Annotated in this window: 15 protein-coding genes and 1 pseudogene; 3 read left to right on the top strand and 13 right to left on the bottom strand. The window is 63.8% G+C overall.

The features are described 5' to 3' along the window. Nucleotides 1-9: 9 nt before the first annotated feature. The 12 genes from PG883_RS10265 to PG883_RS10210 all read right to left on the bottom strand — a co-directional run bounded on the left by PG883_RS10265 (nt 10) and on the right by PG883_RS10210 (nt 10,681). Nucleotides 10-669: a prepilin-type N-terminal cleavage/methylation domain-containing protein gene (locus PG883_RS10265; protein WP_103255113.1), complete on the bottom strand. Its 660-nt coding sequence runs from the start codon at nt 667-669 to the stop codon at nt 10-12. A gap of 77 nt (nt 670-746) precedes the next feature. Then, nucleotides 747-1,208, bottom strand: a complete 462-nt coding sequence (locus PG883_RS10260; protein ID WP_182935688.1) for a hypothetical protein — start codon at nt 1,206-1,208, stop codon at nt 747-749. A gap of 75 nt (nt 1,209-1,283) precedes the next feature. Further along, nucleotides 1,284-2,507, bottom strand: a complete 1,224-nt coding sequence (locus PG883_RS10255) for a type II secretion system F family protein (RefSeq protein WP_270807184.1) — start codon at nt 2,505-2,507, stop codon at nt 1,284-1,286. Nucleotides 2,508-2,510: 3 nt separating this feature from the next. Further along, a complete protein-coding gene (mshE, locus tag PG883_RS10250; protein WP_270807183.1) occupies nt 2,511-4,223 on the bottom strand; it encodes an MSHA fimbrial ATPase MshE in 1,713 nt (570 codons plus the stop codon). A gap of 74 nt (nt 4,224-4,297) precedes the next feature. Beyond that, the gene (locus tag PG883_RS10245) at nt 4,298-5,434 is read right to left on the bottom strand and encodes a tetratricopeptide repeat protein (protein ID WP_125117025.1); all 1,137 of its coding nucleotides are present in this window, start codon (nt 5,432-5,434) and stop codon (nt 4,298-4,300) included. Next, complete coding sequence (locus PG883_RS10240; RefSeq protein WP_010672622.1) at nt 5,431-6,321, bottom strand: ExeA family protein; 891 nt, start codon at nt 6,319-6,321, stop codon at nt 5,431-5,433. The genes PG883_RS10245 and PG883_RS10240 overlap by 4 nt, the downstream gene beginning before the upstream one ends. Beyond that, entirely contained in the window at nt 6,312-6,494 is a 183-nt protein-coding gene (locus PG883_RS10235) for a hypothetical protein (protein WP_125117024.1), read from the bottom strand. Before PG883_RS10235 ends, PG883_RS10240 begins: the two co-directional genes overlap by 10 nt. Continuing rightward, complete coding sequence (gene mshL / locus PG883_RS10230) at nt 6,473-8,149, bottom strand: pilus (MSHA type) biogenesis protein MshL (protein WP_010672620.1); 1,677 nt, start codon at nt 8,147-8,149, stop codon at nt 6,473-6,475. Before mshL ends, PG883_RS10235 begins: the two co-directional genes overlap by 22 nt. A 70-nt stretch (nt 8,150-8,219) precedes the next feature. Then, nucleotides 8,220-8,549, bottom strand: coding sequence for a SctD/MshK family protein (locus PG883_RS10225; RefSeq protein WP_042015443.1), 330 nt, complete (start codon nt 8,547-8,549; stop codon nt 8,220-8,222). Nucleotides 8,550-8,577: 28 nt separating this feature from the next. Continuing rightward, entirely contained in the window at nt 8,578-9,225 is a 648-nt protein-coding gene (locus PG883_RS10220; protein ID WP_041212204.1) for an MSHA biogenesis protein MshJ, read from the bottom strand. Continuing rightward, nucleotides 9,225-9,818, bottom strand: coding sequence for a PilN domain-containing protein (locus tag PG883_RS10215; RefSeq protein ID WP_010672617.1), 594 nt, complete (start codon nt 9,816-9,818; stop codon nt 9,225-9,227). The genes PG883_RS10220 and PG883_RS10215 overlap by 1 nt, the downstream gene beginning before the upstream one ends. After that, entirely contained in the window at nt 9,818-10,681 is an 864-nt protein-coding gene (locus tag PG883_RS10210) for an MSHA biogenesis protein MshI (RefSeq protein ID WP_069785482.1), read from the bottom strand. The genes PG883_RS10215 and PG883_RS10210 overlap by 1 nt, the downstream gene beginning before the upstream one ends. Nucleotides 10,682-10,801: 120 nt before the next feature. Here PG883_RS10210 and PG883_RS10205 point away from each other — a divergent pair, with 120 nt between their 5' ends. Beyond that, nucleotides 10,802-11,716: a 1-aminocyclopropane-1-carboxylate deaminase/D-cysteine desulfhydrase gene (locus tag PG883_RS10205; RefSeq protein WP_167292704.1), complete on the top strand. Its 915-nt coding sequence runs from the start codon at nt 10,802-10,804 to the stop codon at nt 11,714-11,716. Here the strand turns inward: PG883_RS10205 and PG883_RS10200 are convergent. Next, nucleotides 11,713-13,632: an EAL domain-containing protein gene (locus tag PG883_RS10200; protein WP_041212201.1), complete on the bottom strand. Its 1,920-nt coding sequence runs from the start codon at nt 13,630-13,632 to the stop codon at nt 11,713-11,715. The two genes, PG883_RS10205 and PG883_RS10200, sit on opposite strands and share 4 nt — an antisense overlap. A gap of 517 nt (nt 13,633-14,149) precedes the next feature. On the opposite strand from PG883_RS10200, the pseudogene PG883_RS10195 reads away from it, so the two are divergent. Next, nucleotides 14,150-15,685 (top strand): annotated as a pseudogene (locus tag PG883_RS10195) (EAL domain-containing protein). Between the two features lie 151 nt (nt 15,686-15,836). Next, nucleotides 15,837-16,934, top strand: a complete 1,098-nt coding sequence (locus tag PG883_RS10190; protein WP_010672612.1) for a calcium:proton antiporter — start codon at nt 15,837-15,839, stop codon at nt 16,932-16,934. Nucleotides 16,935-17,204 lie beyond the last annotated feature (270 nt).

The raw sequence follows: 17,204 nt of genomic DNA, 5'->3' as shown, positions 1-17,204 counted from the left end.
CTCTGTTTATCAATTGATATTGGTAGTCACCTGGCCGGAGGCCGGGCGGTAACTGAAACTCATGAACTCATCCGTGCTCCCTTGCGGGTCCTGATAGCGCCCATCACTTCCCTTGCTCAGGCTGTTGACCAGATAGTAACGGCAGACCGAATCCAGTCCATTGTTGCTCACCGTGGCATAGAACTTCAGGTCATTGCCGCTACCGCGCACCTCGTCAAAGTTGGCGGTCGCCTTGGGAGGATTCTGCAACAGGCCCTCCCAAATATTGAGACAGCGGGCCGCCGTCAGATTGGCCGGGTCCACATCGGGAGCGCCGCTCGCCGCCGTGTCCATGGGATAACCGGGGGAGAGCTGGCCATTGCTGACCTGGCTGTCGGTCGGCGTGGTCAGATAGAAGCGAGAACCGTCGTAGAGCACTGTGTTGAGACTGTCCTGCCTGGCGCGCCCCTCGGCTTCCCACTGGGCCCGCACCAGGGAGACCCCGGTGGCGAAGCCGCCCGATACCCCTTCCACGCTGGCCTTCTTCGCCTCGTCGGTCACGTCGAGAAAACGGGGCAAGGCGGTGACGGCCAGGATCCCCAGGATCACGATGACGATCACCAGCTCAATCAGGGAAAAACCGGCCATCTGACCGGGCCCCTGGCCGGGTATCACTCTCTTTGTTGCCATGCAGCCTCCGTAATGTTCCGCATTATTTCATGTGAACAGAAAAAAATCATGCCGCCGAGACGCTAGAACGATACTGTTCAAGATTTGTTCAGCAAACTGCCATCGGCGAAACGATAGATCAACCAGTTAGCCTCCCAACCAAATTCGCATCCCTCCCCATCCGGGCTGGCCAGCACCTGCAGGGTGGGCATCGACAGCGCCTCCTGGCCGAGCATGGCCGACCAGAGCCCGCGGCAGTTCTCGGACGGTGACTGTAGCGGCAACACCGCCAGCGGCCAGCCTCGCCCATCGAACTGCCAGGCCCGCCCCTCTGCATGGAGCACGGCGGGGCGCCGCTCATCGAGCCAGCGCCCGTGCAGCCGCTGGACCCGCTCGGCAAACTGCTCCCCCAGCAGGGTCAGGCTGACCGCCAGCGCCTCTTCCCTGTGGCTGCGATAGCTCAGGGCCAGGGTGGCAAGGATGACCAGCAGCAGGATGCAGGCGATCAACCGCCTGTAGCCTCCCAGCCAGCGCTCATCCTGCTCGGACTGTCTGCTCATCGCATCACTTGCCCCGCACGGCCCGCATCATCTCCCCGCCATTGGGAGAGTGAAGATGCTGGTTGCACAGATAACTCACGACTGACCCCTCACTGCCCGCATCATGTCCCACATGGGCGTAAAGATACCGAGCGCCAGCACCAGCACCATGACCGCCACTATGCCGATCAGGATGGGTTCGATGCGGGCGGTGAGGCTCTTGAGGTCATAGTCCACCTCCCGCTCGTAGTATTCGGCCGCCTCGTGCAGCAGCTCGTCCACCTGGCCGGTCTCTTCCCCCACCGCGATCATCTGCATCACCAATGGAGTGAACAGGCCGCTGGCGCCGGCGGTGCGCAGCAGGCTCTCGCCGCGCTCGATGCCGCCCCGCATGTCGCGGATCTGTCCCGCCATCCAGGCATTGTCCACCGCATCGGCCACCAGGGTCAGCGCCGTGTTCAGCGGCACCCCGGCCTTGAGCATCATGGAGAAGCTGCGGGCAAAACGGGCAAGCAGGGAGCGCTCTATGATGGTGCCGACGATGGGCAGCCTGAGTTGCCATCTGTGCCAGGTCAGCCTGCCTTTGGTGGTGGCGACCCAGCGTCGCCAGCCGACCACGGACCCCACCAGGAGGGCCAGCAGCAGCCACCAGTAGTTGACGAAGAAGTGGGAGGTGGCCAGCAGGATCCGGGTCGCCAGCGGCAGCTCCACCCCGAACTTGGCGAACATGCCGGCGAACACCGGGATCACCATGATGTTGAGGATCACCATGGCAATGCCGATGGCCATCATCACGAAGCTGGGATAGCGCATGGCGGTCTTGATCCGCTTGCGGGTCTCCAGCTCCAGATCGAAGTAGTTGGCGAGCTGCAGGAAGGCTTCCTCCAGCTGGCCGGTGTTCTCGCCGACGTGGATGATGGCGACGAACAGGCTGCTGAACACCTTGGGGTGGGCCTGCATCGAACTCGACAGCGGCCGGCCATTGCCGAGATCCTCCCCCAGGGCGTGCAGCGCCCGCTTCAGCGGCTTGCTGTGGGCGCTCTCCTCCAGCCCCGCGATGGCGCGCAGTATGGGAATGCCGGCCCGGGTCAGGGCATACATCTGGCGGCTGAACACCACCAGCTCCTCCAGCTTGACGCCCCCCTCCAGCAGCAGCGACCAGTCGATGCTGGCGGATTTCGCCTTGCCCGCTTTCAGCTCGGTGGGCATCACCCCGCGGCGCATCAGCTGCTCGGCGGCGGCCAGCTCGCTGGCGGCCTCCACCACGCCGCTCACGGCCTGACCCTGACTGTCGCGTCCCTTGTACGCAAAGGATCCCATGGCTTAGCCCAGATCCTCGGCCAGCCTGAGCACCTCGTCCACCGAGGTGATCCCCTCCCGGGCATAGTCGAGCGCCGTCAAGGCCAGGGGCCGGTAGTGTTCGTGTTCGCGCGCCGCCCGGGCGAAGCCCTCGGCGTCGTTGCGGCGCAGGGCATCCATCATGGCCTGATCCAGCTCCAGCAGCTCGTACACCCCGATCCGGCCCGAGTAGCCGGTGAAGTTGCAGCTCTGGCAGCCGCGCCCCTTGCGGTAACTGTGCTGGCCCGGCGCCTCCCCCGACAACACAGAGAGCCAGGTGGCCTGCCCCTCGTCCGGCGCCGTCTCGCAGGCGCAGTGCTCGCACACCCGCCGCACCAGCCGCTGGGCCACCACGGCCCGCAGGGCGCTCGCCACCAGATAGCCGGGGGCCCCCATGTCGATGAGACGCAGGGCGCTGGTGACGGCGTCGTTGGTGTGCAAGGTGGTCAGCACCAGGTGACCGGTGATGGCGCCGCGCAGGCCTATCTCCACCGTCTCGTTGTCTCGCATCTCCCCCACCAGCAGGATGTCGGGATCCTGGCGCAGGGTGGAGCGCAGCACCTGGGAGAAGGTGAGGCCTATCTTGGGGTTGACCTGCACCTGGTTGACCCGGGGCAGCCGGTACTCCACCGGGTCTTCCACCGTGATGATCTTGTGGCTCGCCTGGTTTAGCTCACAGAGCGCGCCGTAGAGCGTGGTGGTCTTGCCGCTGCCGGTCGGGCCCGTCACCAGGATCATGCCGTGAGGGCGTTTGAGCTGACGGCGGAAGCGGGTCAGGATGGCGGGTGGCATCCCGGTCTCGGCGAGCGACAAGATGCCGGAGGATTGATCCAGCAGCCGCATCACCACGGATTCCCCGTACTGCACCGGCATGGTGGACATCCGCACATCCACGTCGCGGCCGCGCACCTTCATGTTGAAACGGCCATCCTGGGGCAGACGCTTCTCGGAGATGTCGAGCCCGGCCACCAGCTTGAGGCGCAGCACCAGCGCCTGGGCGATGCGCACCTCGTTGAGGATGTTCTCATGCAGCACGCCGTCGATACGCTGGCGAATGCGCAGCACCTTCTCGTCCGGTTCGATATGGATGTCGGAGGCACCCACCTGTACCGCGTCCTCGAACAGGGAGCGCAGCAGCTTGGCCACCGTCGCCTCCCCCTCGTCGGTTGCGGCATTGAGGCTGCCGGCCCCCAGCTCGAAGCCGGTCTCCTGGTGCTCTTCGTGCAGTTGCACCGCGAAGTTCTCTATCTCCCGGGTGCGGCGATAGAGGCGGTCGAAATACTCCAGCAGCTGGCCTTCACGGGCCACGGCCAGCACCAGCTCCCGCGGGCTGAGCAGGGCAGCGATGGCGTCGAGGGCGCTCAGATCCGCCGGATCCGACATCACCACGGTGACCTTGTCGTCGCTCAGGTTGACGGCCAGCGCCCGGTAGCGACGCGCCTGCACCTCGGGCAACAGCGCCACGGCCGAGACGTCGATGGTGAGGTTGTTGAGATCGAAGAAGGGCACATCCAGCTGACGGGCGAGGAAGGTCAGCAGTTGCACCTCGCTGATGAAGCCGAGATCGATGAGGGTGGTCCCCAGCTTGCGGCCGGTCTGGCGCTGCTGCTGCAGGGCGAGCTGCAGCTGATCATCCGAGATGATCTGTTCCTGTACCAGCAGGTCGCCTAGGCGCATTTTCAGTCTGGGTTGTGCCATTGTTGCTCCGATCTCTGTTGCTTCACGCCCGCTGCCTGGTCCGATGGCATGGGCTCATCGAACTGCCGCTTTAATCAATGGGTCAGTTGGCCAATTCGTTGTTCGAGCCATTGGGTGGAGGCCTCCCCCAGATTGCCGTGCAACTGGGCATTGCGATAGGCATCCAGTGCCCGCTGACGGTGTCCCTGACCATCCTCCGCCACCCCCAGTCCCAGCCACCAGCGCCCCTGATCCGGCTGCTGGCGCAGCAGCCTGACGTACATCTCGGACGCCTGGACAGGCTGCCCCAGCTCCTGGGCAAGACCGGCCCAGGTGGCGTAATAATCCAGATTGCTGGCGATATCGGGCTGATAGCCAGTGAGCCAGTCCAGCGCCTTCTGCCGATCCCCGCCGCTGATGGCCACACGGGCCAGCAGCAGACGCAGGTCCGCCTGCGCGGGATCCAGCCTCAGCCCCTCTTCCAGCACCTGGGCGGCCTCGGTCAGCCGTCCGGCGCCATAGAGCAGGCCCGCCAGCTGTTCCCGTGCCCCCTGGTTGTGGGGATCGTGGGCCAGCACCTCGTAGTAGCCATCCTGCGCCTCCTGCATCCGTCCCTTGGCCATGGCCGTGGTCGCCTTGCGCTCGGCCAGGGTGGCCAGCTCGGCGTCGGAGAGTTCCACCGTCTCGATCTTCAGGATCCCGGGTTTGCGCGGCGCGGCGGGTGCAGGCGCCTCTTCGGCACTCTGCTCAGCAGCCAGCTCGGCATAGAGGTCCGGCTGCAGCTCCTCGTCGCTCGGGATCGTCTCGTCCCCCAGCGCTTCCTGCGGATTACCCTCATCGGCGAGCACGGCCTCATCGGCCGGAACCTGCTCGGCTGCGGAGGGGGCCACTCTCGTGGCGGTCGACTCGGCACTGGCGGCGGGCACCTTTGCCACTGGCGCGGCAGAGGAGACCGCCTGCGTGGTGGCCACCACGGCCAGGGGCGCGGATGGCGCCGCCGCAGGGGCAGTGCGGAGGGCCTCGACCTGCGCCGCTGGCAGGGAGGCTCGCTGGCTCTGCTGCCAGAAGATCCAGGTGCGCCAGCCGAGGATCCCCAGGGCCAGGGTACACAGCAGGGTCAGCACCAGCATCCACCAGCCTTGCTGGCGCACCGGCGCCACATAGACGGCGGCTCCCTCGGCCTCTTGCTGACGCCTATCCAGATCTTTCAGCATCTGATTGATCACGCTCATGACCAGACTCCATACGCCAGGGCGGTGCCCAGCAACAACAACAGGGGCCACCAGAGGGTGAGACGGCCACGGCGGGCATCATCGGTATCCCGGATGGCGAGCCGGACCAGGGCGCTGTCGATCCGCCGTACACCGCGACCATAGGCCAGCATCAGGCACTTCTGCGCCAGTATGTTGATGAGGCGGGGAATGCCGCGGGATGCGCGCCACAGCCTGCGCAGGGCGCGGCCATCGAACAGGGCGGCCCCGCGATAGCCGGACACCTGCAGCCGGTACTCCAGATAGGCGCGGGTCTCGTCGAGCCGCAGCGGCCGCAGGCGGTAGGAAAAACCGATGCGCTGGCGCAACTGGCGAAGACGGGGCTGCCCGAGCCTGGCATCCAGCTCGGGCTGACCGAACAGCACGATTTGCAGCAGCTTGCTGGATTCGGTTTCCAGGTTGCCAAACAGCCGGATCGCCTCCAGGGTCTCGTCCGGCAGGGCTTGCGCCTCGTCGATCAGCACCACCACCCGGCTCCCCTGCCGATGCAGGGAGATCAGATGGCGGTGAATACGATCCGTGAGATCCAGCTCGCTCTCCCCCGCCAGCGTCAACCCCAGCTCCAGGGCCAGGGCCGTGCGCAGCTCCCCCGGAGTGAGATGGGGGTTGGGCAGCCAGGCCAGGCGCACCGGGCAGGCCTCGGAGCCGAGCTCGCTCAGCAGCTTGCGACAGAGCAGGGTCTTGCCGGTGCCGACTTCGCCGGTCACCTTGATGAACCCCTCCCCCTGGGAGAGCGCCCAGTTGAGCACCTGCATGGCCTCCTCGTGGGGGGGCAGGCCGTAATAGAAACCGGTGTTCGGGGTCAGGCCGAAGGGGGCCTCCCGCAGTCCGAAGTGACTCAGATACATGCCCCCTCCCGGCCAGAGTCCCGGGCGCGCAGCCGCAGACAGCCCCGGATCAGCGACATGGTGCCACCGCCGTCGGGCAGGGCAGACTGGCGGCAGCCGGGAGGGGCCGCCACATGGGAGAAGGAGTGCTCAACAGGCGCGTCATCCCGGATCAGCCCTTGGGGGGATACCATTTGTCGAGCAGCTCGGAGGAGCGTTGCAGCTCTTTCTGCCAGGTATCCTTTTCCACCACGGTGGGCTTGAGCAGGATCACCAGCTCCACCTTGCGGTTGCTCTCCCGGCGGTTGGTGAAGGCCTCGCCGACCCAGGGGATGTCACCCAGCAGGGGCACCTTGCTGACAATCTCCTGCCTGTCGGTCTTCATCAGACCACCGATGACGATGATGTCCCCATTGTTGGCCTGCACCACGGTATCGGACTCGCGGATGGAGCTCTTGGCCAGCGGCAACACCAGGGGATCGGCGGTGCCGACGTTGATGGTCTTGCTCTGCTCCTCGGTGTCGATGACGGAGGGGTGGATATGCAGCAATACCTTGCCCTGCTCGTCGATCTGGGGCGTCACGTCCAGGGCTATCCCCGAGAAGAAGGGGGTCAGCTCCACGTTCGGGGTGACGATGGGGGCCGAAGTCCCCGAGGTGGTGGTGGTGGTCGAGGCGTTGGTGACGAAGTATTCGTCCGTCCCCACCTTGATCACCGCTTTCTGGTTGTTGGTGGCCGTCACGCGCGGGCTGGAGAGGGTGTTCACGTCTCCCTGGGTCTTGAGCAGGCTGACCGCGACGTTGAAGTTGCCATCGGAGATGGTGAAACCGGCGCCGCCCCCCAGAGCCCGGAAGATCTGGTTGGGGGTCGAAGCGATGGGGCTGTCCATGAGGGAGCCGCCCCCCGTGATGCCCTTGCCGCCGTCCCAGCTTGCGGAGAGGCCGCTCCAGTCCACCCCCTGCTCGTAACCCTCGTTGAGGGACACTTCCAGGATCCGCGCCTCCAGCACCACCTGGCGCTTGAGGTGTTCGCCGGACTGGTCCAGGAACTCGCGCACCGCCTTGAGCTCCTTGGGATAGGCACGCACCGTGACCAGGCCCGCCTGGGGACTGGTGATGACGGCCCGCCCTTCCCCTGTGCCGATCAGGGTCTGCAGGGCATCCCGCAGATCGGTCCAGTAATCGTTGTTGCTGTCCGTCTCGATGCGGGTGCCGTTGCTGTTGGTGTTGTTGTCACCGCTGGCGGTGTTGCCCTGGCTGTTGTTGTTGCCACTGTTGTTCAGGCCGTTGTCGAAGTTGTTGTTATTGCCATTGTTGTTGTCGTTGGCCGTCACCCCGCCTGTGCTCACCGAGGTACGGGAGAGACCGCGCCGGGCCATCATCAGGTAGTTGACCGGAATGGTCTCGGTGCGCAGACCGGCGGGATAGACGTGGAACACGTTGCCCTTGCGCTGTACGTCGAAGCCGTACATGTCGCCGACGGTCGCCAGCGCCTCCTGCAGGGTCACGTCCTTGAGCTCTACCGAAATGACGCCCGCCACACCGGGATGGACCGCCACGCTGTAGCGGGAGCCCTTGAACAGGGAGCCGAAGAACTCCACCGCGTCCACGTCATGGGCCGCGATGCGCATCCGCTTCTCGGGAATGGTCATCGGCTGCTGGGGACGATTGAGCTGCAACAGCTCGCTCTGCACCGAGGGCGGCAGGGAAGTCAGGGGGGCGGTCGGGCTCTGCTCGCTCATCGCCTGCTTGAGTGCATCTTTGGCCTGTACCGGCTCGGGGTGACGATAGGTAGTGCAACCCGCCACCGCCAGCGCGAGGGGAAGCAGACAAAAAGGGTGTTTTTTCATGTTATTCGTGCACCTGACTCGCTATGAAACTCGACAAACCTGGCCCGCACCATCCCGTGCGACACCCACTTCACATCCGGATCTTGCTGCCAAACAGGGTCAGTGTCTGGCGTTTGCCCGCTTTTTCCAGCACCACGCTGTCGGCGCTGATCCCCACCAGCCGGAATCCGTTGACCTGCTGGCCGACCCGGTAGCTTTGACCGTCGAGCACCGCCAGGGCGGGCCCGCTCCCCAGGATGACGCTCTGCAACCTGGGCAGACCGGCCTCCTTGGCGACACTCGCCGCCGAACCGGATCCCGCCAGGGGCAAGGTGGGATCCTGCAGCACCTCGGCCTGGGCCTGCAGCGCGAGCAGGCTCCCCCACAGGGCCAGCCAGCGCCAGGATGGGAAGGCAAAAATGCGGGATCCCGTCCCGCCGACATGCCGCTTAACCACGGATGAACTCCTTGCTGGTGCTGAGGGTGTAGATCTCCATCGCTACCGCCGCCTTGGGATGCTCGACCACCCGGTAGTCAAAGCCCTTCCAGTAGAAGTGGCGAGGCAGGGCTTCGAGCGCTTTCAGGTACTGGTAGACATCGAAATAGCCGCCCTCCAGCTGAAGCCGGATGCCGTGCCTGAACAGGTTCACCTTCTGCTCCCCGGCCATCAGCGGCTCGGGCTTGAGGGAGGTGAGCGCCAGCATATGCAGGTTGGCGGAGCGGGACAACAGGGCTTCCAGCACCGCGGGCATTTCGTGGGCGGGGATCAGATCCACCGTCTGAGCCAGCAGCTCGGCATCCATCTGGCGCAGGGAAGTCTCGACGCCGGCGAGCTGATCGCGCACCTGGGCATCGGGATCCCGCCCCAGCCTGGCCTGCTTGCCCTGGTTTTCCAGGGTCAGGATCTCCAGATCCCGCTGCGCCGCAGCCAGGGCCTGCCGATCCTGGCCCAGCCGGGTGTCGGCGTCATCCAGCCAGCCATAGATGCCCATGGCCCCGAGCAGCACGACCCCGGTCAACAGAATGAGGATCCGCTCACGCAGGCTGAGGGCTGCGATCTGCTGCGCCCATCCCTGCCATTGTGCCTTCATGTCCATCAGGGAGTCTCCCGCGCTATGCCACTGAGCTGGAAGGCAAGCTGGCCCTCCTTGTCCCGACTCAGGGTGAGCTCGCCAAACTGCTTGCCCGCCAGGGAGGGGGTCTGTTTAAAGCGGTTCACCCAGGCGGGCACGTCCTGACTGCGTTCGGCCACACCCGCGAGGTTGATGCGCCCGTCGCTTATCTCGATCCGTTGCAGGGAGAGGCGGGGATCCCGCAGGCGGGCAAGGTCCGCCATCACCCCCGCATAGCCCTGGGATTTTTGCAGGGAGAGGTGGCCAAGCTGCTGCATCAGCGCCTGTTTGGCCCCCAGCTCTTCCCGCTTGTCGGCCAGTTGCCGCTGCAAGTCTGCATTCGCCAGATGGCGCGCCAGCTCCGCATCGAGACGCCTGGCCTCGCCGCGCTGCACGTCGAGCTGTGCCCGCACGCCAGCCAATTCACGATCGAGGCCCTGCTGTTGCCAGCCATAGAAGAGGGTGGCCCCCAGCAGCAGCACCAGGACGCCACCCCAGACCAACGCCATCTGGGGCAGGCTGGCCCACAGGCGTCTTGGCCGGAATTCGGCGCCATAGAGGTTGATATGGTGTTTCATCAGTCGCTCCTGCCCAGGGCCGCGCCATAGGCACTGAGGTATTCGACTCCTGCCAGTACCGCCTTGTTTGCCATGGCCGACACCGGGAAACCGAATGTCTGTTCCAGGTGACGCACCAGTACCCCCATGGCGGAGGAGGCGATGGCCAATTGCAACTGGCCGGGCTCGGGCAGCTTGAGATGGCCGGCCAGATAATCGATGGATCGCTGGATCTCCAGCGCCAGCGCGTCGAGCTGGTCGGCATCTGGCTCATGGCTGCCGGTGAGGCTCGCAAATCCGCGCAACTGGCGGGAGAAACAGAGTCCACCCCGATGGAAGACCAGCAGTTGCAGCTCCTGCCCCCGGGGTTGCCAGAGCAGCATGCGCACCATCTGGTCCGCCTCGTAGAGGGCCGTCATGGCCAGCTCGTCACTGACGATGGCCTCCAGGGTCGCCGCGCCGTTGACCGCATCCGCCACCTGCTGCACCCGGCTCTTGGGCATGCAGACAACGTTGATGCGCGGACGCCCGGCAGGGGGCGTCGGCAGGTCCACATAATCCATGGCGAGCTGCAACACCGGCTCGTTGACGAAATCCTTGATGGCCCAGGGCAGGGCCCCCGCCATCTCGGCATCGGGGACGGCGGGCTTGTCGATCTGGATCTGCTGATAAAGGCTGGCCGCGAGGGCCACCCGCACCTTAGACTTGGCCAGACCGTACCGGGAAAACAGCTCGGCCAGGGCCTTGGACCAGTCGTGGGGGCCGTTGACAGGCTGGCTGGCAAACACGGGAACCGGGTCCACGCAGGCCAGCAGAATGCGATCGCTGGCCAGCAGGATCCCGACCTGATGGCTGGAGGGAGAACGCCTGAACAGTGACTTCATCTGGATCTTCACCTGGCCGCGTAAAACGGACTAAACCTTAACATAAACAGGCTATTAGCCTCCAACTTTATGACAAACGACGCATCGACGGCCACGCTGGCACCCACGGGAGACGATCCCATGGCGCCCCTTCAGCTCCCCTCCCCCCTGCACCGGATCCGGCATCCTCTGCTGGCAGCCCATGACGTCACGCTCTGGTGCAAGCGGGACGATCTGATCCACCCGACCCTCTCCGGCAACAAGTGGCGAAAGCTCAAATACCATCTGCAACAGGCACAGATGCTGGGCAAGGGCCACATCCTCTCCTTTGGCGGCGCCTACTCCAATCACATTCACGCCCTGGCCGCAGCAGGACTCAGACTGGGACTGCGCACCACGGGCATCATACGCGGTGAAGGGGATACCGTCAGCAATCCCACCCTGAAAGCGGCGAAAGGCTGGGGCATGGATCTCGTTTTTGTCGACCGGCAGGACTATCGTCGGCGCCAGGATCCCGAATGGCTTGCCAGGTTCGAGGATGACGACACCCTGCTGGTACCGGAAGGAGGCAGCAGCCCGCTGGCCATCCCCGGGGTGGCCGAGCTGGTCGACGAGGTGCCCTTCTCGCCGGATCTCTGGGTGCTGCCCTGCGCCAGCGGCGGCACCCTGGCGGGGCTCATCGCGGGCAAGCGGGCGCAGGAGCAGATCCTGGCCATCGCGGTGCTCAAGGGGGCCGATTTCATCACCGGCGAGGTATGCCGGTTGCATCCGGCGGCGGCCACTACTCCGGGCTGGCGCATTGCGCTGGATCACCACGACGGCGGCTATGCCAGATTCAGTCCGGCACTCTGGCAATGGGTGCAGGCATTCAGTGCCGAAACCGGCTTGCCGCTGGAACCCATCTACAGTGGCAAGGCGATGTGGGGGCTGTTTCGCGAACTGGCGGCAGGCCGGATTGCGCGCGGCAGCAAGATCGTCTTCATCCACACAGGTGGCTTGCAGGGGCTGGCGGGCTTGGAGGAGCAGGGCCGCCTGTCACCCCGGCCGGGACGCTAGTCAGGCAGGTTGAGGGGCTCGGGGTCGGCAAACCAGGGACCTTGACCGGCATGCACGCCCAGGTGTCGCAACATCTTCCACTCGTCGCCACTCTCCACCCCCACCGCGATGACCCGGGTCTGGGTATTGGCACAGCCCCCCACCAGACTGCGTACCGCCATCTGGTTGACCTGGCGCAGGTGGATCTCCCGCACCAGGCTGGGGTGCAGCTTGAGGAAGTGGATCTCGAACTCCTTGATGTACTGGGTGCTCACCACGTCCTGGCCCGCATGATCGATGGCCAGCCTGCACCCCAGCATGCGCATCGCCCGAAGCGGCCGCTTGAGGGCTTCGTAGTGGCGGGTCACCTGGGACTCCGACAACTGCAGGATCAACCCCTCGTTGGTACTACGCGGCAACTGGAACAGCTCGAAGAAGAGCTCGCGCTGGAACTCGCGGGTGAGCAGGTTCTGGGCGCACAGAGAGAGGCTGATAGGGCAGCTCGATGCCGGTCGCTGGCGCAGCAGTCGCAAGGCTCGGGCCACCACCAGCCTGTCCAGCGGCAGCAGCAGACCGGCCTTCTCCGCCATGGGCATGAAGACCCCCGCCTGCAGCTCCCGGCCCTGCTCGTCGTGAAGGCGGATGAGCAGCTCCTGCTGCAACACCACCTGATCCCGCTCCTGCTGCACAGGCTGGACGTAGAAGTCGATGCCCTGCTCCTCGATGCGACGGCTGATCAGGGTGCGCCAGCGCACCGTTCCCTTGCTGCTCGCCTCCTCGTTGAGGGATTTCTCGAACAGGAACCAGCCGCTGTGTCCTTGCAGGCGTGCGCTCTTGAGCGCCAGCTCCGCCTCTTCCTGCACCTTGAGCAGGGAATCCTGTGCCTGATAGCAGACCGCACCGAGATAGACGGCGGTGTCGGCATTGACCGCTTCGGGCCAGTGCAGCCGCTGCAGACTCTTGAGCAACTGGCTGGCGCCGTCCACCATCTCGCTCTCTGACATGTTCGGCAGCAGCACGGCAAAGACCTGACCGGCATAGCGCGCCTGCAGGGCTCCGCTGTGCTTTCGCACGAAGGCGGCGATGGTGGCGCTCGCCTCCATCAGGAGTTCCTGGCTCGGGCGCCCGCTCAGCTCGGGATCCAGCTCTTCCAGACCGGCCAGCTCGATCAGCAGCACACCGCCGCTGATCACGCTTGCCTCCATGATGGCGCTCTCCAGCCGGTTGTCGAAGAAGAGGCGGTTGCCGATGCCCGTTGTCTTGTCGACGAAGGCGTTGCTGCGGATGAAGTTGTCGAAGCGGCTGCGCTCCTTGCGGGCGTCGGCCAGCTCGGTCAGCAGATGGGTGAGGGCCTGACTGGCCGAAACAGGCCACTCCTCGGCAGGGTCATGGGCCAGCTTGGTCAGCTTGCCATCCAGGATCAGCTGGGCACGCTCCGCCAGCAGCTCGGCACCGCGCAACTGCAGACGCAGCCAGCGGATGGAGTACCAGAGCCCGAACACCACGATGAAGATACCCAGAGAGATGCCGAACATCGCCTTCATGGAGTACTCGAACTCCTTGAACGGCCTGTCCAGCTTGAAGTCGGCCCGCATCCCGGCCTGATTGGGGATCGCCTCGCTGTAGGCGATCAGCAGGCTCTCGTCCGTCTGCTGCTGCACATCGCGAAACCAGTAGACCCGCTGCTTGTCCTGACGGATCTCCAGCTCCACCACATGGGAGGCCCGCAACAGGGAGGGCAGCCAGCGGGCAAGGGCTTGCTGGTCATCGGTCACCCCGAGCTGCTTGTCGATGATCTCCACTAGGGAGTCGACCCGGTTCTGCTGCAGCTCCATTCCCATCTGGCGGAAACTGAAGACCCCGCCGAGCATCACCATGGCCATGGCCGAGATCACGCACAGCGTAATAAAAGAGACGAGTTGAGTGGTCAGTTTCATGTGCCTTTCCGTAGCCGACAGCATCCATAGGGCATCATGGTATCAGCCCAGACCAAACGCCGCCTATGGATGAAGATCCCGCTTCTGCAAATTAAGCGGGCGGATGCGTCATGCGGCGCCGTAGTGCAGGTCGCAAAAGAGAGAGGCATCAAGGGAGAGAACGAGGGGACACAGGCTGAGGAGCGGACAGAAAAATGGTCCCACAGCGGGGACCAAAAGAAACACTCATATCAAAACTAACACTCTGTGCTACTGACAAAATAGATACAGGAGTATTGAACACACGGTGAGTCAAACCGCACCGCTACTTTAGCCACTTCAGATAAGCTGGACAATTGTCATTTATGACAGGTCAGCGATTGAATCTTGTTCAGGTGTGTAGCCATATCCTTTATTTATCAATTAATTATCGTTTTTGTTCCAAGTGTGACCAACTTGGCTCAAATCGATGCAGCTAATGCTATGATGCTTGAGTCTCAATCGGGTTGTTTCATTTCAGGGAAGAAGGGTGCCCACCATGTCTGCACGATCTCCGTTATGGATTCCTCTGGGCCTCTTCTGTTTGCCCCCGCTGCTGATGCTGTTGCTCACCCCCCTGTTGAGCGACAAGCTGGCTCACCACCTGTTGCAGACAAAGGAAAGGGCTCTGCTCGACTACCAGCAGGAGCGCAACCAGCTCCTGGATCACGATGTCCCCGCTCAACTCGCCCACTTTGCCTTCGATTGCGGCCCCAAAGACATGGCGCTGCTGCGCTCACCCCAGTATTACAACCGCCATATTCGCCTGGCCGGCCTGCAGCTTGCCAACGGGAGCGGCTGCTCCACCCTGGGCCCCGCCCTGCCCCAGCTTGCCGACGCCGGCATACCGGTCTCCCCCGACTTTCATATATCCAGCACGGCCCCCATGTTCGATACCGAACGCGAAACCCTGGTCTATGCGAGACGCAACAGCAATCTGGCCTATTGGGTGCTCGACAGCAGCTGGAGCCATGAGCTGCTGCGCACCCCCTGCAACGACTGTTTCTATCTGGAGTTCAACCACAAGCACCCGGCCCAGTTCGGGCTCTTTTTCCCCCGTGGCAACAAGCACATTCGAGAAGAGGCAAACCCGATGCGGCTGCTCAGTTTCGATCCCCAGCATCAGGTGGAGCAGACCCTCTGGGCTGGCGAGGCACTGAAACGCTACGCCCGCTCACAGATACACCGCGATGGCCTCTGGTCGGCCGGGGCGCTGGGGGCGCTGCTGGCGGCCCTCTACTGAGGCCTTAGAAACTACCGGCGCTCCCTCAAAGGATTGCTGCAAAGAGGGCTGGCTCGGCGGGAGTTCATCCCCTTCTATCAGCCCATAGTGGACAGCAGAAACCGAAGGGTGGTGGGATTCGAGGCCTTGCTGCGCTGGCAGCGAGGACGGGATCTGGTGTCGCCAGGCACCTTCATCGCCTATGCGGAGGAGCAGGGGCTGATCCTGCCGATGACGGATCAACTGCTGGAGCGCATCCTGGCGGATCTCCCCGTCCTGGCCCCGCACCAGTGGGTCAGCGTCAATCTGGTGGCGGGCCATATCGAGCAGCCTCGCCTGCGCACCCAGTTGCAGCACCATGGCTGGCCCTCGCCGGCCCGCCTCACCTTCGAACTCACCGAGCGGGATCCCATCAAGCACATCCAGGGGGCCATGGCGGAGATCGCAGCCCTGCAGGAGAGGGGCTATCACTTCAAGCTGGATGACTTCGGCACTGGCTATGGCGGCTTTGCCTACCTGCAACGGCTCGGCATTCGCCAGATCAAGATCGACAAGATGTTCGTGGATACCATAGGCACGGACGACCTCAAGCGCAGCGTGCTGGATGCCACCATCGCCTTCGGCCTCAAATCGGGCATGGAGATGATCGCCGAAGGGGTCGAAACCCAGGAGCAGGTGGAATACCTGCATCGCCACGGAGTCCACCTGATCCAGGGCTACGTCTATGCCAAGCCCATGCCCCTGAGCAAACTGAAGATCTGGCTGATGGCGTGGCAAGAGGGCGAGACAACCAGCCCCTCCGACCCGCACTGAGGCGGCACCTGCCCCGCCTCTCACCCTTTGCAACAAAATGATGCTCCGCATGAGGAGCATCTCCCCTTATCATGGGTCTGTGCACCCTGGGTGCACCAAGTCGCTCCATACCCCGTCGGCCGAGGCCGCCCCGAGATGAGAACCACTGCCTATGAAGTCTTTTATCCGACAAGAGATTGCTCTGCCTGCCGGTCTGCTGACCCTGCTCTTCTTCAAAACCCTGGGGAGCGACCTGCTGGCAGAGACAACCCCCCTTGCGGTCTACCTGCCGGTGTCGCTGGCCCTGCTTGCCATCGTGACCTGGGCCATCTTCTCCGTCGTGCGTCACTCTGACGCCCTCGCCATCAAGCTCGGGGAACCCTTCGGTACCCTGATCCTGACCCTCTCGGTCATCTCCCTGGAAGTGGTGATGATCTCCTCCGTCATGCTGACCGGCGATCCCAATCCCACCATGGCCCGGGACACCATGTTCGCGGTGGTGATGCTGGTCACCAACGGTCTGGTGGGCTTCACCCTGCTGTTTGGCGGCTGGCGCTATCACACCCAGAACTTCAATCTGGACGGGGTCAAATCCTATCTGGTGGCCATCATTCCCCTGGCACTGCTCTGTCTGGTCCTGCCGAACTTCACCCAGGGCGGCACCCTGGGCAGCCTCTCCAAGGCCATGTCATGGATGCTGATCATCATCTCCATCCTGCTCTATGGTGTCTTCCTGCTGATCCAGACCCGCAGCCACAGCCACTTCTTCGTCGACAGCGATCACGAGGATCTCGAGGATCACCACGGCCCGCTGCAGAGCAACGTCTATCACACCCTCTTGCTGCTCGCCTACCTGGTGGTGGTGATCCTGCTGGCCAAGACCCTGGCCATCCCCATCAACTACGGGGTGCACGTGATGGAAGCCCCGATGGCACTGGGTGGTTTCATCGTCGCCTGTATCGTGCTGGCTCCCGAAGCAGTCGGCGCCATCAAGGCGGCCTTCAACAACCAGTTGCAGCGGGCCATGAATCTCTACTTCGGCTCCGTGCTGGCCACCATCGCCCTCACGGTACCCTCCGTGCTCTTCATCGGCTCCCTGATGGGGCAGGAAGTGCGCCTGGGCCTCTCCCCTGCCGACATGGTGCTGCTCATCACCACCCTCATGGTCTGTAAAGTGACCTTCAGCAGCGGCCGCACCCACGCCCTGCACGGCGCCACCCATCTTGTGCTGTTTGTCGTTTACCTGTTCCTGATGTTTGAACACGGATAAGGCTGCCAGCACTCACTCCAGTGCTGTTCGTGGTTTATCTGTTCCGGATGTTTGAACACGGATAAGGCCGCCACCACCTGCCTGCTGCCACTCTGCGCAGCGGGCTTCCGATGGCCCCGACGCGGAGCGCAAGAGACGGAAATGAAAAGACCGCCCCATGTGAAGTGAACCCCGAAAGTTGGACACCCAACGAGTAGGGGTTCTTCGTTTCTATGGGAAAGCAAAAATACTCGACCGACTTCAAACGTCAGGTCGTTCTTCACTATCTCA

The organism is Aeromonas sp. QDB25 (genome assembly GCF_027707725.1).
Lineage (GTDB): Bacteria > Pseudomonadota > Gammaproteobacteria > Enterobacterales > Aeromonadaceae > Aeromonas > Aeromonas caviae.
The sequence above is the reverse complement of the archived record's forward strand: the minus strand, read 5'-3'. Positions and strand labels throughout refer to the sequence as shown.